22 protein-coding genes and 1 tRNA gene are annotated in these 21,520 nt (G+C 35.5%); 7 read left to right on the plus strand and 16 right to left on the minus strand.

Features of this window, described 5'->3' with window-relative positions:
- The first annotated feature begins 42 nt into the window (after window positions 1-42).
- Window positions 43-1,269, plus strand: coding sequence for a tyrosine-type recombinase/integrase (locus ACOWPH_RS21520; protein ID WP_015217423.1), 1,227 nt, complete (start codon window positions 43-45; stop codon window positions 1,267-1,269).
- 127 nt (window positions 1,270-1,396) lie between these two features.
- Here the strand turns inward: ACOWPH_RS21520 and ACOWPH_RS21525 are convergent, their stop codons facing one another.
- The 4 genes from ACOWPH_RS21525 to ACOWPH_RS21540 form a co-directional block, all read right to left on the minus strand.
- On the minus strand, window positions 1,397-2,140 hold the full coding sequence (locus tag ACOWPH_RS21525) for a GNAT family N-acetyltransferase (RefSeq protein WP_015217424.1): 744 nt from the start codon (window positions 2,138-2,140) through the stop codon (window positions 1,397-1,399).
- A gap of 1,197 nt (window positions 2,141-3,337) precedes the next feature.
- The gene (locus tag ACOWPH_RS21530) at window positions 3,338-3,583 is read right to left on the minus strand and encodes a hypothetical protein (RefSeq protein ID WP_015217425.1); all 246 of its coding nucleotides are present in this window, start codon (window positions 3,581-3,583) and stop codon (window positions 3,338-3,340) included.
- Between the two features lie 116 nt (window positions 3,584-3,699).
- The gene (locus ACOWPH_RS21535) at window positions 3,700-4,245 is read right to left on the minus strand and encodes a hypothetical protein (RefSeq protein ID WP_015217426.1); all 546 of its coding nucleotides are present in this window, start codon (window positions 4,243-4,245) and stop codon (window positions 3,700-3,702) included.
- Window positions 4,246-4,350: 105 nt separating this feature from the next.
- Window positions 4,351-4,752 (minus strand): GNAT family N-acetyltransferase, encoded by a 402-nt coding sequence (locus tag ACOWPH_RS21540; RefSeq protein ID WP_015217427.1) that lies wholly within the window; start codon window positions 4,750-4,752, stop codon window positions 4,351-4,353.
- Between the two features lie 59 nt (window positions 4,753-4,811).
- On the opposite strand from ACOWPH_RS21540, the gene ACOWPH_RS21545 reads away from it, so the two are divergent.
- Window positions 4,812-5,345 (plus strand): hypothetical protein, encoded by a 534-nt coding sequence (locus tag ACOWPH_RS21545; RefSeq protein ID WP_015217428.1) that lies wholly within the window; start codon window positions 4,812-4,814, stop codon window positions 5,343-5,345.
- Here ACOWPH_RS21545 and ACOWPH_RS21550 read toward each other — a convergent pair whose 3' ends face one another.
- The gene (locus tag ACOWPH_RS21550; RefSeq protein WP_042465509.1) at window positions 5,346-5,768 is read right to left on the minus strand and encodes a GNAT family N-acetyltransferase; all 423 of its coding nucleotides are present in this window, start codon (window positions 5,766-5,768) and stop codon (window positions 5,346-5,348) included.
- A 14-nt stretch (window positions 5,769-5,782) separates the two neighbouring features.
- On the opposite strand from ACOWPH_RS21550, the gene ACOWPH_RS21555 reads away from it, so the two are divergent.
- Window positions 5,783-6,331 carry an ADP-ribosyltransferase domain-containing protein gene (locus ACOWPH_RS21555; RefSeq protein ID WP_015217430.1) on the plus strand — a complete coding sequence of 183 codons (549 nt, stop codon included), beginning with the start codon at window positions 5,783-5,785 and terminating at the stop codon, window positions 6,329-6,331.
- A gap of 57 nt (window positions 6,332-6,388) precedes the next feature.
- Here the strand turns inward: ACOWPH_RS21555 and ACOWPH_RS21560 are convergent, their stop codons facing one another.
- From ACOWPH_RS21560 to ACOWPH_RS21570, 3 genes are all read right to left on the minus strand, one after another.
- On the minus strand, window positions 6,389-7,006 hold the full coding sequence (locus ACOWPH_RS21560) for a hypothetical protein (RefSeq protein ID WP_015217431.1): 618 nt from the start codon (window positions 7,004-7,006) through the stop codon (window positions 6,389-6,391).
- An 832-nt stretch (window positions 7,007-7,838) separates the two neighbouring features.
- Complete coding sequence (locus tag ACOWPH_RS21565; RefSeq protein ID WP_422665621.1) at window positions 7,839-12,263, minus strand: hypothetical protein; 4,425 nt, start codon at window positions 12,261-12,263, stop codon at window positions 7,839-7,841.
- 272 nt (window positions 12,264-12,535) lie between these two features.
- On the minus strand, window positions 12,536-12,811 hold the full coding sequence (locus ACOWPH_RS21570) for a helix-turn-helix domain-containing protein (protein ID WP_015217433.1): 276 nt from the start codon (window positions 12,809-12,811) through the stop codon (window positions 12,536-12,538).
- Between the two features lie 144 nt (window positions 12,812-12,955).
- Between ACOWPH_RS21570 and ACOWPH_RS21575 the strand changes: the two genes are divergently transcribed.
- Window positions 12,956-13,324: a hypothetical protein gene (locus ACOWPH_RS21575; protein ID WP_015217434.1), complete on the plus strand. Its 369-nt coding sequence runs from the start codon at window positions 12,956-12,958 to the stop codon at window positions 13,322-13,324.
- Between the two features lie 240 nt (window positions 13,325-13,564).
- Here ACOWPH_RS21575 and ACOWPH_RS21580 read toward each other — a convergent pair whose 3' ends face one another.
- From ACOWPH_RS21580 to ACOWPH_RS21605, 6 genes are all read right to left on the minus strand, one after another.
- Window positions 13,565-15,235, minus strand: coding sequence for a hypothetical protein (locus ACOWPH_RS21580; protein ID WP_015217435.1), 1,671 nt, complete (start codon window positions 15,233-15,235; stop codon window positions 13,565-13,567).
- Between the two features lie 83 nt (window positions 15,236-15,318).
- Entirely contained in the window at window positions 15,319-15,888 is a 570-nt protein-coding gene (locus ACOWPH_RS21585; protein ID WP_015217436.1) for a hypothetical protein, read from the minus strand.
- Between the two features lie 75 nt (window positions 15,889-15,963).
- A complete protein-coding gene (locus tag ACOWPH_RS21590) occupies window positions 15,964-16,587 on the minus strand; it encodes a hypothetical protein (protein ID WP_015217437.1) in 624 nt (207 codons plus the stop codon).
- Between the two features lie 143 nt (window positions 16,588-16,730).
- The gene (locus ACOWPH_RS21595; protein ID WP_015217439.1) at window positions 16,731-16,862 is read right to left on the minus strand and encodes a hypothetical protein; all 132 of its coding nucleotides are present in this window, start codon (window positions 16,860-16,862) and stop codon (window positions 16,731-16,733) included.
- Window positions 16,863-17,087: 225 nt separating this feature from the next.
- Window positions 17,088-17,708, minus strand: a complete 621-nt coding sequence (locus ACOWPH_RS21600) for a hypothetical protein (RefSeq protein ID WP_015217440.1) — start codon at window positions 17,706-17,708, stop codon at window positions 17,088-17,090.
- Between the two features lie 44 nt (window positions 17,709-17,752).
- Window positions 17,753-18,118, minus strand: a complete 366-nt coding sequence (locus ACOWPH_RS21605) for a hypothetical protein (RefSeq protein ID WP_015217441.1) — start codon at window positions 18,116-18,118, stop codon at window positions 17,753-17,755.
- A gap of 363 nt (window positions 18,119-18,481) precedes the next feature.
- Between ACOWPH_RS21605 and ACOWPH_RS21610 the strand changes: the two genes are divergently transcribed.
- From ACOWPH_RS21610 to ACOWPH_RS21620, 3 genes are all read left to right on the plus strand, one after another.
- On the plus strand, window positions 18,482-18,685 hold the full coding sequence (locus ACOWPH_RS21610) for a helix-turn-helix domain-containing protein (protein WP_015217442.1): 204 nt from the start codon (window positions 18,482-18,484) through the stop codon (window positions 18,683-18,685).
- Window positions 18,686-19,131: 446 nt separating this feature from the next.
- Window positions 19,132-19,668, plus strand: a complete 537-nt coding sequence (locus ACOWPH_RS21615) for a hypothetical protein (protein ID WP_015217443.1) — start codon at window positions 19,132-19,134, stop codon at window positions 19,666-19,668.
- A gap of 69 nt (window positions 19,669-19,737) precedes the next feature.
- Window positions 19,738-19,959 carry a hypothetical protein gene (locus ACOWPH_RS21620; protein ID WP_015217444.1) on the plus strand — a complete coding sequence of 74 codons (222 nt, stop codon included), beginning with the start codon at window positions 19,738-19,740 and terminating at the stop codon, window positions 19,957-19,959.
- A gap of 186 nt (window positions 19,960-20,145) precedes the next feature.
- Here ACOWPH_RS21620 and ACOWPH_RS21625 read toward each other — a convergent pair.
- Both ACOWPH_RS21625 and ACOWPH_RS21630 read right to left on the minus strand, forming a co-directional pair.
- Window positions 20,146-20,216 (minus strand) — tRNA-Gly (locus tag ACOWPH_RS21625).
- Window positions 20,217-20,267: 51 nt separating this feature from the next.
- The gene (locus ACOWPH_RS21630; protein WP_015217445.1) at window positions 20,268-21,494 is read right to left on the minus strand and encodes a hypothetical protein; all 1,227 of its coding nucleotides are present in this window, start codon (window positions 21,492-21,494) and stop codon (window positions 20,268-20,270) included.
- Window positions 21,495-21,520 lie beyond the last annotated feature (26 nt).

Raw genomic sequence — 21,520 nt, forward strand, 5'->3', positions numbered from 1 at the left:
GGGCAATTCTGAATCCAAAAACCTTCTAAACAAAGGTTAAGGATGCAAGGTAAAAACAATTTGATAGATGATCTTCTAGAAGAGGTTAGACGTGCTAACTCTGATCTAGAGATAGTAAATATTGGGGCAAAACGGGATAAATCAGGGAAGTACAGAATAAGGATAAGAGCTAGATCAAGAGATATCAGCTTTGAAAAGTACACCTTCCCACTATCAAAGCAGGGTCTAAAAGCTACTATCAAGATTTGCAGTGATATTGAATACGATTACTTTAGGGGATGTTTTGACCCGACGCTGGTTAAATATGGTTTAGCTAAATCTACAGATCCTAAACTAACTGAAGTGCGATCGCTTCCTAAGACTTCTGAACCTAACCTATTAGAACTTTGGGAAAGCTATAAAGCATTAAAACCAGATGCACCAAATAGCACTAAATCAATTTGGAAAATAATTGATAGATGGCTGAATGAATGCCCTAGTGATTGCTTAGTTCTGGCTAATGCAGATAGACTCCTGAAATGGCTAAGGTCTAAATATTCTGATGGTAGTTTAGCTAGTGGCTTTAGATTACTCAAAGCTGCGGTTAATCTCGCGGTAAAGCTTGGTAAAGTTTCTGGTAATCCATACATCCCTATCTACGAACTGTTAGACACTAAGAAGAAAAAACAGATCAAGGCTTTTTCTAAAGCAGAGATAAAAATTATCATCCAGTCTTTTAAGGATTCTCGCTTTGATAGCTCCTATTCTGCTTACCCTAGTTCCTACTACGCGCCTTTAGTTGAATTTAGATTTTTAACAGGATGTAGACCATCAGAAGTAATTGCACTTACCTGGGATGACATTAAAGATAATGGCTCTAAGGTGCAAATCATTTTTAGTAAACGTTATAGCTACGGTCAAATTTTGGAGGGAACTAAAAACGGAGTAGCTGCGCGAATCTTTCCTTGCAACAAACAACTATCGGACTTTATCAGGAGTTTACCTAAAATTTCCAACGCTAATAATTTAGTGTTCCCTGGTTTTTGTGGTGGTTATATAACCAGCGGTAACTTCTCTAATATTTGGAGAAAGTATATTACTAAGCTGGTTAATCTAGGCTTGGTAAAAGATTATATGCCTTGGTACGATGAGAGGCATACCTTCACAACTCACATAGCGAGATCAGGGCATGATTTGAAAACCATCTCATCAGTAGTTGGTAATAGCACACGAACTTTAATAGATAATTATCTGGCAACTAACCAAGATATTGAACTACCAGAAATTTAATGTCTTTTAGTGCGATCGCACTTTAACAACTACACCTAACTACTTTTGTACAATTGTGCTTTTGTACAAATGAAGTTTAACAACTAAAAACCTGATTTACTTATTATTGGTAAATCAGGTTTTTTATTTATACAGAATAAGAAAATTTAGACATCAGCAACCGTCCCCAAAAATTAACAAAGGAACTAGCACCTGGTAAACTATGGCATTTATGATCACCTGAAGAAACTACTAATTTTGTACCTATACCTTGCCTTCTGTAAAGCGGATCAACATAGATATAATGTATTCCTAAAGAATCAGTAATTAAAAAGCCAAGTAGCTTATCTGACAGAGAGGCAACATAAACATTAAAATTTCTATCATTCCAGACCATATCCTGAATATCTGAAGATATCCCACAATATCTCATCAGGTAATTATATTGATCCGGTGGCAATACTTTTTTAATCTGTGGGATGTATGGTTTTAATTCTGTGTAGTTATCTATTTTTTGGATGTCTAAATTATAGGAACATTCTTTTAATTCTGGATGTCTCTTAAGTCCGGCGTGGCGATACCAATAAAGAAACGCTTCTGGACTGATATCTTTAATTTTTGATATTCCTGATTCTTTAGCAATGTTTATTAATTCGTTTGCTAACCCACTGCGTTGAAAGCCTTTAACAACTTCTAGATATAATCCTTCTGATGCTGCAATATCTCCACAGCAAAAACCTATAATATTGTTGTCAAATTTAGCTAATATTAAAAGTTTATTTCTTGGATCATTCTTTAGATGATATAAAGCACTAATCCAAAGATTCAGATCCTTTAGATTTACTGGTAATGCTTCAAAATTGTTAAATAGTTTTTCTAGCGTATATGTCATATATTTAGGATATTTAGTACATTTATACTATAGCATAAATTTAGTACCGAGATAAGCTAAACATAAAATCTCTAAGCACTGATAGAGAAAACCTTATTTATCAAGGGATGCCGTGATCCTGGTTAGCCACTATTTTATACAAAAATCTAATGTGAGGAACGAAAAACCTAGACAGAGTAATACTTTCAGCTTATTTTAGTTAATCTTTTGGGGAATGGATTAAACAGATCCTTAATAGTTCGGGCAGGGTTAATGACTACCCCTTTAAATCACCAAAAGCCTCACTATATAAGACTTTCAGATAATCTAACTATTTTGTATAATAGTTATACCAAATTTATAAGAAACAGGCTCAAAGCTATATAGCAGTATTTAGATGCTTTCCGGTATGTTCTGTAAATGCTGGGTTTTTCTGAGCATTCATGAATGCTAGGTTTTCCCCTTTGATGTGGAAAACTAAAGAGCGATCGCTTCTGAACACATCTGGTAGATATATTTACTAGGATTGAAGGCACTTAAAATTTAGAGAATGATAGAAACTACCTGAAAAAGATTTTAGAAGCTTCTAGGGCTAAAATTTAAGGGCTATTAGCATTTTGAGTGCGATGGTGGAGTACGAGGTGAGAAAGAAGATTATTCTGTCCTTCTTTTTCGTTTTTTATATTCATTAAAACAACTTCGCGCTTAAAATGTTGATCCTTTAATTTTACATTTAACCTTACCTTTATTTAAGCGTTTATATAATCTCTTATTTGTTTTACTTCTCTCATAAAAATCTTTTTTTTCTTTTATTATTATATAGAGAATTTTTGTAGAGGAAGCATATAAGCGGCAGTGTTATTAAAACCTCTGTACCTCCCACACTGCCTAGCTTTGAGACTTCTTAAACGCTTTTCAATATTATTCATCATTATTATGAGTATAAAATAATATTAAATAATGCTTGATAACGCTAATCCTTAGAAGCCTGTGATAAAATAGATACATAAACTAACTCAGTAGGTTGATTATCTTTCCCGAAGTGCGATCGCTCTTACGCCCAAATTCATATTTAACAATTTAAAATTATGACTCTACTTTCTGAAATTCAAGCTGCTCAATCTCAATGGCTTTTTCCTCTAGTTCGGAAAAGGTTACTGGTTAGGATTTAGTTAAACAATAAACCCCCGCTAGTTGGCAGGGGTTAGGGGTGAGAGTTTATCTTTCTACAAAAACAATATCTGGTTTAGGTTTAGCTGGTTTAGCTGGTTTAGCTGGTTTAGCTTTAATTTTAGGCTTCTTAAATACAAGAGGATGAAATTCATAATTTAGTGATGGTTCAGGATCTAGATCAGCATCAAAATCCAATGGATATGAAAAATCCATATCCATTGGATATAAAAAAGCCATATCTGCCTGAGCATTGGCTTCTGCTAATTTTTCAGCTAATTCTTTGTTAAACATTTTTAACCTCTTCTTTAACTAAATGGTAGCTTCTTTATTCAATGGTGATCCTGCTCTTTTGATGATCCTTCTGATTGCTATATGATTCAGTTTCATAATTTGCTCCTATAATAATATTATCCTACATTTATTGTAGCTGGATTATCTATGATATACCCTCGTGCTTCTAAAGTTTTGATCGCCAAATTCGGATCTAACAATATTTGATAGCATCCATAGGATTGTTCTAGCCTTGAATGCAGATTTATAGCATTAGAGTAAGTGGCGATAGCCCTTAAATTAACACTATCCTCTTTTTCAAGTTCTATCAGTAAGCGATCGCTTAACTTATCGGCAATCAGACTATTTCTGAGGCATCCCCTAATAGATTTTTTTAGAGCAAAAGCTAACCAAGCCTCTTCAGATATCTCTTGATCAATATTTTCAATATTTTCAATACTATCAATAGAATACTCAGCTAGATTTTTTACTTCCTTTATCTCAGATTTTACCTCGTCTTCCTTCTTCTTTGGCTTTTGATTATTGCAGCTTACTAAATATTCTGCATATAATCTATATAATTTCCTTCTATGTATTGGGATCTTCTCCTCAAGCTGCGGAACTGTAAAACCCGCAGAAAATAGCTTGAAAACTTCCTCTTTATCATTATCTGAATATTTCATAATATGTTTTTTATGTCTTTGTCACATTGTCACACTTATTGTAGCATAGATGTCACACGGTTGTCACAAAATGGCTCACCCTTACATAGCAAGGCTTTCAGCGTGTCACAGTTGACCTATCAAACTACGTTTTTTCTTAAAATTATAAAGCATATTGATAAAAGCAATATTGCCAGGGTAAACGATTTTGTCATAGTCTAGGTCAGCATTCCCCTTAACATTACAGTATTTCTGTAGTAGCAGCGAACCGCACCCCAAACCTCGATATTTTGGACTAACAAAGATATATTCTAAATAATTAGATTCTCCAAAAATAAACCCGATCCTCTCCTTTTCTATTTCTAAAATTAAAACAATAAGCTTAGAAACATCTGGATGTATTCCCTCTTTTATTGTTTTAATAATAAGATCAAAAATCCTGCTATAAAGGGATAAATCAATATTTGATTTAATAAAGTCATAATCATCTTGATCACCTATATCTATGCTTCTTATTTCTAGTTCCATAATCTTTAAAAAATATATTACAATACTAATATACCATATTAAAATAGGATATTTAAAAGATGACAGATCAAGAGTATTTGGGGATGATTGAAAAATTAGAATATATCTTAGATCGTAAGTTTCACGGCACTACTGCGGAAGAGAAAGCTATATATTATTATTTTTATGATTATCTATGGCTAAATGAGGATCTGAGGCTAGGAAGATATAATTTTCATGCTGATTTTATTAGTAAATTTTTAAAATCTCTCAAACCATACCAAGGAAAATTATATAGAGGTGGGTACTTCTTATTAGAAGATTTAGAAGATAATTATAAAATAGGTTCTGAGGTAATTTGGCACGGGTTTACATCAGCAAGTTTATCTGAGGATGTTGCCAAATCTTTTGCTAATAAAGCAGATAAAGCAGGTAATAACTTTGTTAAAACTTTGTTTTTATTTGATAGTAAAAATGCTAAACCTGTTTTTAATTTACATCCTCTAATTATCGGTGATGCAAAAGAGTGTATCTTTGACAGAGATTCTAAATTCTTGATAAGTGATCGCACTTCAGAAAATGGACTACTAGAGATTTACATGAAGGAAGTATAATTATTTTTTTAATACTTTATTGATTAGAGCATCAGTGCTATTAACAAAGTAGTTATGGAAGAAATTAATAAAACCAGGATCACCAGGATAGTTAGATCCGTTAATTTTTAACTTATTCTTAAAAAATGCTGATTCTTGTTTTATTTCTTTTTCCAGGAGAATTAATAACCGTGTGCCTAGCGACTTTCTTCTATAGCCAAGCTCAAGATAAATAAAATGTAATCCTCCGTCGTCTCCCCAAGCAAAACCTACTATCTGGCTATCATCTATAGCAGCTATTATGTTTAGTCCCCATTTTTCATCTAAAATATCTCTATTTTTATAGTAAATATCAAAACACTCAAGAGGGTATCTTGTTAGTTTTGATCTGATATAATCAATATAATGGGTATCATCCATTGCAATTTTCTTAAAATTTATCATAGTTAAATAACCTTATGACTCCTACAGAGACGACATATACTAAAATGTTAGCACAATTAGAGGATTTATCAGGTATCCAATGGCGGGGAGATACACTAGGAGAAAAAGCCATTAATTACTATGCTTTCTTTTTTGGCAGCATTAATGAGAATCTGAGAGAGGGTATAGCTAATATTCACGTTGGTTTTGTCTGTGATTTTATAGCTAATCTTCCCAACTTTGAGGGCATAACCTACAGGGGAATAAGAGTAGATGATCTGAGTGTGATCTATGCCCGGTATAAACCAGGAAATATAATCACAGAAAAAGCATTTACGTCATCATCTGAACTAAAAGCAGTTGGTGAGAAGTTCGCGGGGCTTGTGCCTGATTTAAGCACACTTCATGATAAAAGAGCCTCTGTTATGTTCAAAATCCACAGCAAAACCGGAAAAGCTATTTCTAACTATTCCGGTGGTTACGGTAGGCAAAAAGAGGTACTATTTAAGCCAAATTCTAGCTTCCTAGTTTTGGATTTGTCGGAACATGATGATCACATAGAGATAGAATTAGAGCAAATATAAAGAAAAACCAGCATTATCAAAAGTAATGCTGGTTATCAAATATTTTTAGGAATTAGATTATACTAGGCTATCCATCACAGAATACCGACCGCTACCATCTAGCACTGATTGAATATGCCCTATTCTATAATCGTTTCTAATGGCGTAGGGAACGGAGTCAATAAAAATAGTGTAGTCTTCAAACCCGGCTAGGTTAAAACGGAATTTGAAAACAACTGCGGACTTAATATGATCATTACCCTCAAGATAAAGGATTTTATCTACTTGAGTGCCTAACCCACTGTAATCTAGATCATTATCTTGGCAATATTTAATTAGATATTTCTTTGCTTTATGAATGTCACTGTAGCAGCTACAGTACCCAGTTGATAAATTTAACCCAGTGCCACTAAATAGCAGAGTACCGGATGATTCACCTTTTTTAATGCTGATGATATCACCACTAGATGCCAGAACTACAGAATAGCGATCGCTCTTTTTCTCCAGTTCAAAATTAAAAGCTAATCGGTTGTCTGATAATTCAAAGCAAGCCACAGTTTTAATATTTTCGATGTAGGACTTGCCAGCGTTAACTAGCCCTTGTGAGAGGTAATCTTTAGCAGCTTCTAATAGATTCTTAGGATCAGTGGCTAGGTAGTATTTTTCTAATTTGGAGATGATAATCTGTTTTTGCATGATCTTCTGTTTTTTGGTGTAATTTTTATTTGCTCGAAGCTGTTTAACATCTTGGTAAATTCGTGGTCATTCCCAATATTCAGATGTTTTTCAGCAAGCTTGAAAAAGTAGTTCATATATGAATTATAACACAATATATTACAAGTGTACTACATATAAATAGGATATTTCCTGAAAATTGAGAAAAAGTTTTAACAGTTCTGGGTAGCTAAAGCGGGTTAGTAATTACCTATATATAATGTGCTTTGACTTAAAGTGATGTATCTGTAATTTTAGTTCTGATTGTGCTTTTTTATCTTATCCTTCTAAGGATTAGCGTTATCAAGCGTTATTTAATATTATTCATCATTGTTAAGGATACCTAATAATGATGTAGAACGTTTAAGAGGCTGTATCTCTTTCTCAGTCTAGGTTTTAGACTTTTACTGTGTCTACCGCTTATACGCTTACTTTACAAAAAATCTCTATATATAATAAATAAAGAAAAAATAAAATCTACATAAATAAAAATGATTAAGTGAATCTATAAACGCTTATATACATTTTAAGCGCAAAGATGTTTTAAATGATTTTGTAAATGAATACAAAAAAGAGGGAGACACAGAATAATCTTCTATCTCTCCCTCGTTCTTCCCACCGTGCGCTAAAAAATTTACTTTACGAATACAGTTGCCAAATGCACCATATTTGTCTATTCTTTTTTTATTTGTTTCTCACCACTGGTAATGGTGAGAAACAAAGGTACAACAAGGTGGTCTAGACAGCTACCGAAATATTTCTCGAAATTGGCTCGAACTTATCCGGCAGATAAATTCTGATATTCTCCAAGAATTTAATCTTTACTCTCTGGATGTCGAGCCAGTTTTGTGTTTATCCATTTGCTCAGAACCTCTACAGAAGCGGGCTGTATCTTTTCTTTGGCTTCTTTGATTTTAGTTCCTTTGGTGGTTTCTAATTCAAAGCCTGGGATCTTAAAGTTGCCAGTTCCTAAAGCAGCTTCTGAGGTTATCTTTGCAAGCATCCCGTTAACGAGGGCATAGTCGCCAATAGAGGGCTGTTTAATCTCTTCAGGTGTGATTGGTTGCTTTATAGATTCAACAGGTGTTACAGGAGCTTTTAGATTGAGTGTTAGTTGTACAACCTGATTTGCTGGTTTAGCTTCAAGTTTGGGTAGCCCTTTAGCTTTCGACTTAGCAATCAGTTCTAAAAGCGTTTCTGTGGTAGAAGGATTTCTAGCTTGGTATTGGTATGCTGCTTTGGTGTGTTCACCTGTAGCAGTTATAGGTTTGTGATAGCCCTCGCCAATACCAACCACTAAATCAGAATTTTCGATATCCTCATACCGTTTGTTAAGAATATGAAAATATGCGTCTCTGCCATCGTCTATTTTAAAGAAATACTCCTTGCCGCTAAAGTCCAAATCAATGAAGTAGTTCTCAAGAAATAGCTTGATTGTTTGATAGTGGCTGATCCCTTTTTGGCTTGGTACTGGCATAAATCCGTATATATTTCTGCAAATCTTCCCCAGACTTACAAAATACTTAATTAGATTCATCCATGCTGGGTTTTTGATATCAATGTAGTAGTTGTTGTATGCTGTACCATCATCTTTACTACATACAGATACACTACTAACCCATTTAAACTGACCTTCTGGTATTTTCGGAATTTGAATTTTAGAAAAAGGTGATTCGCCAATTAATGTATAAATTTCATGGAAGAATTGATCAAAACCTATTTTTCGTAATTCTGTGTTAGCAACCCCTTTAATCAATTTTTTGGTTTGGTCAACACGATCGCGCTTGCCGTTTTCTGCTGATTTTTCAGCAGTAACAAAAAGTTTTGTATTATCTGCCTCTGGTAGTAGTAGCCTGTACTGATTCTGGAGTTTGATTGGTTTCAGCTTTAAATAATCCTTCATTTCTTCCGGCGTACAAGGCATACTACCCTCATACTCCTTTTTAAATTCGTACTTGATTACTGAATCTTTTTGATCTTCTGTTAGCTTCTCCATTTTGCCTTTCAGAGCAATGTATTCATTCTCTGGTAGATCACAGCTATTCACCCGTTTAGTGTTTTTTGCAAGCTCTCTGTTTGCTTGAATTTCACTGATCTCATTAGCCAGTTCTGTGTCGTTTTGTCTATATGCAGCGATCTCCTCTTCTGAGTAATCCTTGATGTATTCTGAGCTATCAATTAATTGGCTACCCCATTTGTGCTTAAAGAGTGCAAATGTAGCCTTTCTGTGGTGCTTGTTATACCAGTTGAGAAGTGCTGCTAACTTACATTGAAACTGTTCAAAAATCACATCTACTGGTATTTCCTGGAGGAAATCACCACGGCTTATAAAGTCAGCCGCTATACATTTGTCAGCTTTTACCAGATATTTATAAATCTCTCTGGCATCTGTGGAATTGTAGATATAGGAGTTATTGTTGTTTGGCTGTACCCATAAATGCTTTTCATTCTTTGGGCGTAGCCTTCTCGCCATTTGGACAATATCAAAGGCGTTGCCCACACCAGGAGCAACAATAAAATTCTTCTCAAAAACAGACTCAACACTCACTCCGGTACTGGCAACATTCATGAATACTGATTGCTTCTCTTGGCTGTATTTAGCCATTTGTACATCAAGTTTGTTAACCTTTTTCCCATCAACTTCAACTCTTGAGGATAGTAAGTTAAAGTTTTCATTGTTGGGATCATTTATTGCTTCATGGTCAATAACTACTGTTGAGCGATCGCTGTGCAATGCAGATAAATCAGCAGTGTTAGAAGGTGTCCAATTAGCAGTAACATCATTGGCTATTTCCAGTGTTAGGAAAGCTTGATCCGGGTTTTTATTCATCTGATTAATCAGACCCAGATGAATCATCTCAGCAGGTGATCCTTGCTGCCATAATGTAACCTGCTCATCTTCTGACCTTCTAGCGTGTTGAACCACATAAGGCTCGGATTGAGTCAGAGTTGAGAAAAACCATACAAGCGGTTCGGGAATATCGGCATCATATAGAACGCTGTGGGCTGCATTCTTGATTAAGTTACAAAGGCTTGTGGTAGCTGATGCACGATGATCAGCTACATAAGTTCCTGTACCTAGTGCAGCGTGTCCTAATGTCTGTAATGATTCATCAAATGATAGCCTAATCTCTCTAAATTTAGGCGATTCAGAGTTTAGATATCCAAGATGGAAAAGCACACTTTCAGCCTTTCTAGGGTTATCAATGCAGCTAGAGAATGCTAATAAATCACCATCTATTTTATAGCCGTTTTCAATCACCTGCTCAACTGTGGGAATCATTTTTTTAGTTGACGCTTGATCCTTGAGGATGATTGTTTTAGAGAAGATGACAGTAATAATTCCCCGCTTGGTTGCTTCCTGAATCTGTGCTGTCTCTTGGTGTGACTTACCTGCACCGTGAATACCAGTCATTACTGCAAATTTATTGCCTGTAGGAAACTTAATAGCCTCACTTGGGAAGTATTTTGATGTAGCCGGGATTATTAGATCTGGCTTTCTATTTGGTTTGGAAAGCTTGACAGCATAATAATCAACAAAGTCCTCAGCCTCAGAATAAGCAGTATTAAATTCCTCAATGCTGGTAATCTGTGTGAGGTGAACTACCTTTAAATTACAGCCTGTTTTCTCATCTAGTCTTCTGAGTCTGGTATCTGTGTCAACATCACAGCTACCATTGAGAGTAAAGTAAACATCTCTTTTAACTTTGCTGCCCTTCTTAGGTAAGTATGTGATTAATTCATCCCAGAAAGCCTTATCAAATCCGTAATGCTTGTTATAGCCTTCTAGTGGTTTTTCTGGTAGCGTTACTACAAAATAACCATGCTTTGCTAGTAGTTCGGCATTAGCTGTACCTGACACAAACACAATCGGCATTTCATCTTCTGTTTGTGCGATCGCTAGTGAGCTAGATCCTCTATTCCAATGTGCGTTAGGGTTAGCCTTTACTAGTGGGTCGTTTCTGTCAGCTAATGGAAGAAACTTGAAAGGTTCTACAGGTGCAATTTCAACATCAATAATGCGTTTTGGTTTGGTTGTAGCTTCCAGTCTATAACCAAGTACAACAGCATCAATCTTATCAATCTGTGTCTGATATGGTTGATTGTTTTTCTTATCTGCAAAAGCTTTCCAAGCACCTTGTAAGCGATCACTGTCAGAAGAATCAATCGAGTTTTTTACCCATTCCTCGAATAGCTGTTCTGGTGTATCTGATGTGGTAATACCTAAAGAGGTTAGATAATTATTGCACTCATGCAGAGAAGCAGCGACAGAGACTCTTGTTTTATGCCTGCGTGACTTAGTACCTGTTTTGATCGTGTTTTGTATGCCAGCGTTTCCATGCTGATTAAAAAGTAAATCAAATAGTTTGTAGTCACCATGAATAATATTAGCTTTCTTTTCTGCTAATTCTTCAGGTGTTAGGGCTGCTAATTTGTATTCTTTCTTTTCGCCTGTAAAATTAGGAGAGTATTTAGCTTTTGTTGGGTTAACTTCAATCTGTTGAACAGGCGCTAGGCGTTGTTCTTCAATCTGTTCTAAGAAAGCGTTGATCAGAAATTCTTTAGTAGGGTTAAACTCTTTAATGTAATCTGCTAAATCTCCTTTTACAGGGCATTCTTCCCAAATCTTAGTAACGTCGAAGGTCGCAAAAAGTAAACCGATTTCAGCACAGATGCCTCTAGCTATTTCTGCCTCTTCTCTACCTGTTTTGTCGTTATCAAAGCACCAAAGTAGTAAAGCAGCACCATCATCTTGTACCTGTTGAATGCTCTCTCTAAGCTTTATACCTTGTCTGTGACCTCCTTGAAAAGTAATGCCCAAGATACCAAGCTGCATTACTGCTTCTACACCTTTCTCGCCCTCTAACCAAGGTACAATCTTACCAACTGCTAATTTTTGGGCTTTTGCTCTTTGGTAATAGTTCCAAGTTTTGCTGATTTTATAATTCCAACAATCAGGATCAAATTTGGTTAATCCTGGTTTTAATTCTCTAGCTAAAAAATCCTTAATAATTTTCTTCTGACCTGTGGGAATACCTACTGATTCATAGCGTAATGCTTCCCCATCACCATCATAAAGATAGGCGATTAAAACAGAATCTAATAAGCCTAAATCTTTACATTGTCTGAATGTATGTTTTTTTCCTGTTTGCCTTCTGAGAGGCTTAGTAGGGGCAACCTCCGTAATCTCTAAACCTTCAGCAATTTTGGGAACATTTATAAATTGAATAGCTGACATATTTTATCCTCAAAAAATGATTAATTGACATAAACGAAATACTCCGACGTGTTTTACCTTTGTCTCTTCAGTATATCATGTAAAATATTCTATTGCTGCTTTATAGAAAGTAGTATTAATGACAGTTTCTTATGTGCTTTCCAGTAGGTGCATAAGTATTATTTATTCCCTAATATAGAAACAAACGTCAATACTTAAAATGAAAAAAACCCTGAGAGTATCAATACTTTCAGGGGATATAAAACAGTTTGTTATTTTATTATTTAATAAAGTTAATCTATGTCGTCAACTAGAGATAGCAGTTCAGATGGTTGGGCTAAATAAAATTCTGCTATCGTTTTTAATATTTTTTCTGATGGGATTCTATCTTGATCATTAGACAAAGCATAAATAGTATTCAAAGATATTTTAGTATCCTTACCCAGCCTGTAAGCAGTAAATGGCTCGTAACCATCAGCACTCCCATTTCTTCTAATATGTTCTGCCAAGCGGCGATCGTTAGTTATTTCGATAAATTGTTTAAGCGTGTTTATAAGTTTTTTCTTCATTTTATGTACTCCTAGCATTTTATAGCCACTATAACAAGTATTTTACATATAGGCAATGGCTAAAAGTACGATATAGGTAGAAATATGTTGTCAAATACCTAAACTACTTGCTATAATACAGCTATACTACAGTAATTAAAAAGTATGAAAAGTTTCCAGACACGCGAAAACAGCATTTTTCACAAGTTCTCTAACTTGGTTCTCAGACTTTATGATCATGGTGAATATTGTCGAACTGAATCGCTAGAAGGAATTACCGATAATTTACCTCTAGCAAGTCGCTATGATTTTGACAGAGCATTAAAAAGATTAATGAAAGAGTTTAACTTTGTTCACATTCGCTCGGAGAATTACTATTTAAATATGCGTTTGGTAGAGTCAGTTAAAAAAGATTCTGTAGAGGGTAAACCAGTCTGCAAAGTCAAGCCCCGATTTTATATAAGAGGCTTGACTGTACCGGATCTGATTGTCCCCTACGACAATTTTTATAAATTGCAAAAAGCGTTGAGGTGATCACAATTTAATTACTTATTCAGTTTTCATATTTAAGCGTCAATAATGATTAAAATACAATGCCCAGCTACATAGAAGATAGTAGCTGGGCATTTTTGTTTAGTATAAAAATTAGTGAAAAGACAAGAAACAGAAGATACTACAAGTATAATACAAAATTTACTCATTGTCAAAGGAAGTCGAAAAAATAACCTGCTTCTGAAGTGGTGAAGCAGGCAAATTTGATGTTTTATTTTTAAATTACTCCAATTTTAACACATTGCCGTCCCAGCAGCCATACCCACAATTACCAATCTCGGATAGCCAGATTTTAAGCTGTTCAGATGAGAAACGATCGCCGTTAACTTTAAAGTTAGGCTGGATATAAGAGGCTGTAACGGTAGTTTTCTCAGTGCGGGTCAGATAGTCTAGTAATAATTTAGCTTCAGGAGATAAAGCGGTTTTAGCTGCAAATAGTTTTTCTAAACTTTCCACAACAGAATTATTATTAGTTGTAGGTTCAGGAGTGCGATCGCTCTTAACTGCAAAGTTTCTTATTTTTTCAGATTGTCGGGGAATATTAACCTCTAACCATTGATTGCTATTCTCAATTTTGATTAATCCTCTACCAGATGCTACAGGCTGTTTAGTTGTTGGATCTGTAGTTGCTAATGGCTGTAATTGTTGGGAACGCTCTATTAATTTGTGCATTCCTTTAATATCCCCTAAACAGCTTTGAGTATTGTTATGAGCAACGATCAATACTGGCATTTCCTGTTTTCTGCTTAATGTCAGCGCAACTTTAAAGAACTTGGCTAATAGCTCTTTATCCTGAATAAAATCAGCATAGGTGCTGACCTCTTCACATAGAACAGATACTGCTTTACCCTCTTTCCATAAGTTAGCTCTCCATTCTTCCTCAGAAATATTAGATTTACCAAATTCGGCATAACGTCCCATTACTTCTGTAACGTATTCCTCCATAAATTTCTCTATTTCAGAATATGTATTAATTAACCGCACACCCTGCCACTCATAACCATTAGAGTTAGGATCACAGACAACCAACTTATATCCCATTGCTGCTTTTTCTCTAAGTAGGTATCTAGCCATCCAACTTTTACCGCTTCCCTGATTACCCCAAAGTAGGCAGGTTGTACTCAGAAAGTTTTTAATCCACTCAAAACCACTACAAGCTCCGACAGTCTCAGGTGTGATCTGATTATCATTACTTGGTAGCTGGGGAACAGGCAGAAACTTATCAAAACTTTTACCACCATCTAACAAATAACCAAACTCTTGATAGTCTGTAGCCGTCATTGCCATCAACAGCAAATTAACTTGCACAGGGCTAATATTAGCTAAAAGCGTTAATCTAGCTTCGGCTGATTTGATATGCTTGATATGCTTCAGTAGTTCGTTAGCACTATAATCAATTAAATCTTTAGATAGTTGAAGTTGTGCAACTGCTTTATGTGCCTCTAGCTGTACTGTAGCCCGGTAATGAGGTCTAATTAAATTAAGCTTATCTTTCAGTTTGGAACTTAAAACCATAGTACTAATACCCGCTAGAATTGCTCCTAAACCTAAGCCAGATTTATTAGGATTATCAGCCGGAATGTGTCTAATGGTTACTAAGTTCTCACTAGATAAAAAAGCGTAGGGGTTATAGTTTGGGTTGCTTGTTTTAGTTTGATTCGCTATAAAATAAGGTTCTGGAATCTGAGCAATTTTATCTACTGAACAACTATCATTTTTAACATTAGCTGGTACAAAACAAACATCACGCTTTTTAATGCCATCACCAATACCAGATAGTAAAGTTAGGGTAAGAGCGATCGCACCTGCTCCTATAGTTAGTAGTTCTAATTTACTTTTGCTGTAGTTGGTTTGGTTAGGTGTTTGGAGTTGGGGGATAGTTGGGTAGTTCATTAAGATTAGTCCTCTGATTCTAATTGATTTAATGATTTGAAAGCCTTACTATACTAGAGGTCGGAGTAAGGCTGGTGGACATCTTACCTTTTACGCTTGGCAGAAATAGAAGCAATAACTAATAGTAAAAAAGCTATTCCTGGTAAAAGTAGATCAAACTTTTGTGGTTCAGGTAAATTTCTATATTCACGCTCTTGTTTAACAACTACCTGAAAGCTTTTAGAGGCTATATCATCCATAGCTCTAGCATCTCCTATTAATTTGGTGGCACTAGTTAATAGTGCTGATGTTCTCAAAACCTGAGCAGGCAGTTTAGATTTATCCTCTATCTGGATACCATTGCTAAAACTAAAATTAGTTAAGGTAGTGAGAACAGATCCTAAAACGGGTAACAGTGCAATCGAGATAGGATATAAACCGACTGTTCCGACAGATAACAGGTATTGAGTTGATATAACCTGTATACCTACTAGACAACTAGATTGTCCTAAGCTATTTAAAATCTCTACCTGATAATCCTTAGTTTGAATCCTAGCCTCAATCTGAGCATGATCATACTCATCAGGTAGTAAATTCTGAGAATCTATTTCAGCCTCAAGGATTATATTTTTATTAGCAGTATGTTTGTTATTTTGAATTTTCTGTGTTAACATAAGGGTATCCTTAAAAAATTAATTGACATTACCTTTTGTATTCATCCTGTCTCTGCGAGTGAGATAGGATTTTTTTTAGTCGAATAACCTTTTAACCATTCCAAATAATCCTGAACCAATATTCTGCACTGCACCTTTAGCCGATTTTAAATAGTGAGAGGCTTGTACAGCTTTAGGACTAGAACCGAGTGCATGATTAACATTTGCGTTAAGTTGATGCTGTTTTGACGCAAAATCTACGTCAATTAATCTAATATTGGTTTTATGTTCAGTACCAAGTAAGTTAATTTTTCTCTCATGTTTCACGTCTGCCTCTATTAACTCATAGTCACTTCTGATAAGGCTTTGCTCTAAACCGTGGGCTAGGGTACGATCGCTTAACCGAGTTTGTTTCCAACTATCTGCCATCTGGGTTACTTCTTTGGATGTGTGGTTAATAAAATCAGCCTCTTTAGCAAATACATTACCCAGTGAGGTAACACCATCTTTTAGATTACTAAATACTTGATCCGCGTTAGCTTCTCTTGTGGCTTGTTTTAGTTTGAAGTCTGCTATTTGTGCGATCGCTTGCTCATCACCATCTAATGCACTATTAACTAATTCTTGGCTAATTTCTGCTAGATTCTCTAAAGCTTGGTAAGTGTGGGGTGCATCGAGCTTTAAATTTAGAACTACTTTTTTACTTTTCGACATAACCATAATTTTTAACCTGTTCAGCATTTACAAAATTTTTAACTGAATGCCCTAAATAATTACCTAAAGTACAGGGTATAAGAATACAGATAAGCACTAACCAGGGTTTTAACAGAACTGCTTTATATTCCTTCCCTGGTAGGGTCTGGTTATCTTCTTTGTGCTGCATAGCCATAAACTCCTAAACCGAGTAAACCTGCTCCTAGTGGATTAATGGCAACTGCTAAACCAAATAATAATGAGAGCGTAGCTATTCCGGTATATGTGCAAACTTCGATCATTTGTTTATTACTCCGTTCTTCTTTAATAAAAGCTAGGGATGCTAGATAGCGGGTATCAGTTCTCGCTATCTTTGAAGCTAAATTATTTACCGATTCAGTAAAGAAAATAGGCTCTTGCGTCTCTTTTATGGTGATTGAGGATTGATTATAACAAAATCCTTATGGGGTAAGGGTTATAAACAATTATGCCCATATTTTAAATGAAATGTCTACACAATAAGGCTTTCAATGATTTTGAACCAGGTTTTCCATAAAAACACCCGAAGAACCAGAAAATATTGCGGTTGCTGTGGTTTTCGCCTTCTGTTGAGCTATAGACTTTTTTTCACCTTGAGGATTGATACCTCTTTCTGCTAAGAAGTCTTTAGCGTCTACTGCCATAATTAACTGTGCAGCTTCACTAGCTTGGTTAGAAAAATCATCTAAATAAGTTTCTAACCCATGTCGTACTGTTTCGCTGTGGATAGTTGTAAAATCACTTACTACTTTTTGTGCTGAAACATAAGCTAAGGCTTGGCTAATTTCTGAGATAGATAGATGGTAACTACCATAAAAATCTGATAGAGAATTAACCACACCTGATACTAATTGCTGTTTAACTTCCGTAGGTAAATCAGAATTAGTGTTTAGAGCGATCGCTTCTGATTGCTGTACATTACCTGCTAACTGTTTGACACCTGATACAGCAGCTAATTTTAAAGATTCTGCTATTACTTCATATTCAGATAATGGAATCTCTTTTATAGAGTCGTAGCTATTGGGGTAACGTTCGGCTAAACCAAATCTGATAATATCTTCATCTATCTTCAGTTGCTTAGAAATTTCTTTAATGGTGATGTTAGACATGGTTTTAATCCTTAAAAAAATAGTGTGTAACTTTGATGTAACTTTTACTTACTATTCCAGATGTTCTTAGCTGCAACCTTAAATGTGTAACTAGAAAAATCATCGGGGTTCTGTTGAATATAAAACTTTACTCTCTCTTCAGTTCCGTATAGTTTAAACAACCGACCGATTAAACTTAGTACCCACGCTTGCCAAGGTGATAACGGTGCAAGTTTATCAATTTTTCCATCTGCCTTCAGGGGATAAGCTTCTTTAAAGTTGGGAACTCGATAATAGGCTACTTTATGCCAAGCCCAAATAGTTGAACGAGCTACACCAAAATGCTCTGAGAGGTGAGACTTGTTTATCGGTAAATCAGTGAAGAAACCAGGGGAATCAATAGCCAGTCCAGATTTTGCAGTTTTCGCCATATACCAATCCTATAGTTATCAATCAGTTAAAAACATTAATCAATCAGTTATCGTTCAAAAATAGCTGTTTTTAATAGTCAAAAATCGTTAGAACTACTGCTATACAAGGCTTATGAGTTGCTTGATTCGTGACTTCTTAATAACTGATTCATATCCTATAAATAATTTATGAATCATCTATTTTAGTTCGATACATTTAGTATAACACAAATGTAGGGGATATGTAGTATATTCAAAAATTCTTTTTAATAGACTTTCTTATGCACCTACTGGAAAGGGCATAATTAAAACTTATTATTGCTACTAGATACAGATATCAGATATACTCGATATATTGTTGATATTTATTGATATTTTAGAAATATGATTGATATTAAATTGAAAGAAACAAGACAGAATAAAGGTTTTAGCCAAAACCAGTTAGCAGATATGATTGGACATACTTCTCATTCAGTTAAACGGATCGAGAATGGTAGATTTAAAAGTATTCCTGTGGATACTCTAGATAAACTCTGTAAAGCCTTAGAATGCTCTGTTGGGGATATTCTTGTATATACTCCAGACTGAGCATAGTTAAAACCTGAATACTTAAAATAAAGCCTCTGTCTGCTAGACAGGGGTTTTTTATTGTCTGTCTGGTTAGACAGGCTTGAAACTGCTATTAAATAAAGGTTCTGTCTATTCTCTGTCTGCTGTCTCCTGTCTGCTGTCTGGTAAAAATCATAGTTTTGGTTCAGACAGTGCATATAAAAAATATCTTTTTGGAATAGTTGCACAAATTAAATATAGTTGTTATAGTGTGCATATAAAGGATATCCAATAAATACAGATTATGAATAAGCAAACATTGATTGAGTCCTCCACTGGTAGAGAAGTTTCATTAGTTGAATGGAGAAAAATTCTAGAAAGCAATAAATCAAAGCAGGATCTAAAGAGCAAGCTTAATTAATTTAGTGACCTTAGCAAGTCTTGAAACTGCTTAGAATACTAACTAACTTTACACTCAGAAAATTATGCTAATCACTCAAACTGGATTTATTACCAAGCAAGACAAAATTAACAAGTTTGTTAAATCTGCAAAAGTTAAACAACTGAAGTTAAAACTAGCCAACATTATTAAAAACTTACCTCCCAATCCTAAAGATTATTCTGCTAGTGACTGGGGAACTTTTGAAGACTGCCAAGATTACATTGAGTCAGAGTTTAAAGAAGTTGAGATTCAGTTTTTAGAGTACCTTTGGCAGAATGAAACCGGATATAACGATTTGATCAACTGGATTGTGGCGAGAATATCAGAAGCGTGGTGTTTTGAATCCTCTTACTTATCAGCTTCATTAGGTGCAACTAAAGCAAAAATCTGTGATGAGTTAGGAATGAAGGATGATCACATTAAAGAATATCAAGAAATATGGCGAGAATTTGGCTGTGAACCAACATTAGCAAACTATGACTGGACTGGATACTACGGTGAGCAAACTATGGAAGATGTGACCGTAGAAGATTTAGAGCGCGAGGTTAGAGAACGGTTATTGAGAGATCAAGCTAATTAGTCTAGTGACCTAAGCACGTCTCTAAACTGCTTAACAAGTTTTCCACAATAACAATAGGGTAATCGGACTATGAACCTACAACAATTAGCTGATTCTTACGAAAATAAATCAGCAATATATTTAGATCATGCGATCTCATTAGAAGAGTTGCTACAGGTAGAAAAGGATGCAGAAGCAAGAATACTTTTAAGAGAAGCAATAGGATATTTACAAGGCGCTTCTAGTCATGCCTACGGCGAGCATTTGATTAAGCAGGGACAAGCAAATATAGAACGGGCATTTAATCTGTAGTAGCAGTTCTGATAAATAGACTACATAACTAAATCTAATATAAAAAGCAGTTAAGATTAAATTTACTTAACTGCTTTTTTAGTGCTTTATTGATTGGGGCATTTTTGGGGTAAGCTGATTCTCAGAACAAAGGTAAACAGTTTTTGGATTTAGCAAAACCCCTGATAAACTAGTTCTTTCATTCAAAGCGGGTGGCGGGAATCGAACCCGCATTATTAGCTTGGAAGGCTAAAGTTTTACCACTAAACTACACCCGCATATCTCTAGCTAAATAACTTTAACATAGCTTTTCTAAAATTACAAGCTATTTATGGGGAATTTATTGGCTCAATTCTAATCCGCACATACAAATTACTCAAATCTGGTTTTGAACCATCTAGATTATAGGCAGCAAGAAAGCTCTCTTGCCTAAAAATATCATTAAGTGCTTGCTCATAGATGCTTTTTTGACTGCTGAGTATCGCCGGTTCGATGTTGATGACGATCGCTTGCTCAAAGTTACCATTTTTATCAATTACTAAACTAGCCAATATATTTGCTGGCTTGAGTTCAGAATCTCCGGGTAAAAAACTTACTTCCAATTCCTTGGTGCGACTACCTTGGTATTCTGCCAAAACATCAGGTAAAGCATCAACTCTTAATTGCTGTTGTTCTCTTAATTCGTTGACTTCATCTTTTAGTATGGGAGCAACGTTAGCTATCGCACCTCCTCCTCTTGGGGTTGAGGAATCTTCTGGATTAGGAGTTGGCGAATCTTCTGGAGTAGGAGTTGGCGAATCTTCTGGAGTAGGAGTTGGTGAATCTTCTGGAGTAGGAGTTGGTGAATCTTCTGGATTAGGAGTTGGCGAATCTTCTGGAGTAGGAGTTGGTGAATCTGAGGGAAAATCGTTTGGTAATAGAGTTCCCTGACCGAGTTTGACTTCTTGACGGCGATTCCAGGGAAGGTCATTTAATGGAATTGTCTCAGCGGGTGTAGCTGTAGGTGTGGCTTGTGTTGTAGGACTCGGTGATGGAATTGTCTCAGCGGGTGTGGCTTGCGCCGTAGGACTCGCTGTAGGACTTGGTGATGGAATTGTCTCAACGGGTGTGGCTTGCGCTGTGGGATTCGGTGTAGGCGTAACTGATTGATTATTAACTTCAGTATTTTTGCTCTCACCTTGCTGTGAGAGATTAAAATCAGGATTTATAACGCCATCATCTGGATTATTAGGGGTAGGCGCGATTTTTGGTAAAGATGCTGTGACAGACTGTTGAGGTAACGAAGAAAATTTTGATGTAACTGTTGTAGGTGTTGAATCAGGTTTGGTGGTTGATTGTACTTGAGGCGAAATATCTATCAAATCAACCGGAATTTCAGCTTGACTAGATTGGGGAATCCAAGGTTTAAATTCATTAGATGAGCGTAACAACCAAAAAATTAACAGGTGTAGCGAAACTGAACTTATAAATAAAACAATCCACAAAAAAGGTGGATCAGTATGTCTCCTCCAGCCTGTCGCAGAAATTGGAGATTTATCTGTAACTGATGGTGTCATAGTGAACTTAAAACTGGATTTGACAT

Origin of the sequence: Anabaena sp. PCC 7938, assembly GCF_049315035.1 — a bacterium.
GTDB lineage: Bacteria > Cyanobacteriota > Cyanobacteriia > Cyanobacteriales > Nostocaceae > Anabaena > Anabaena cylindrica.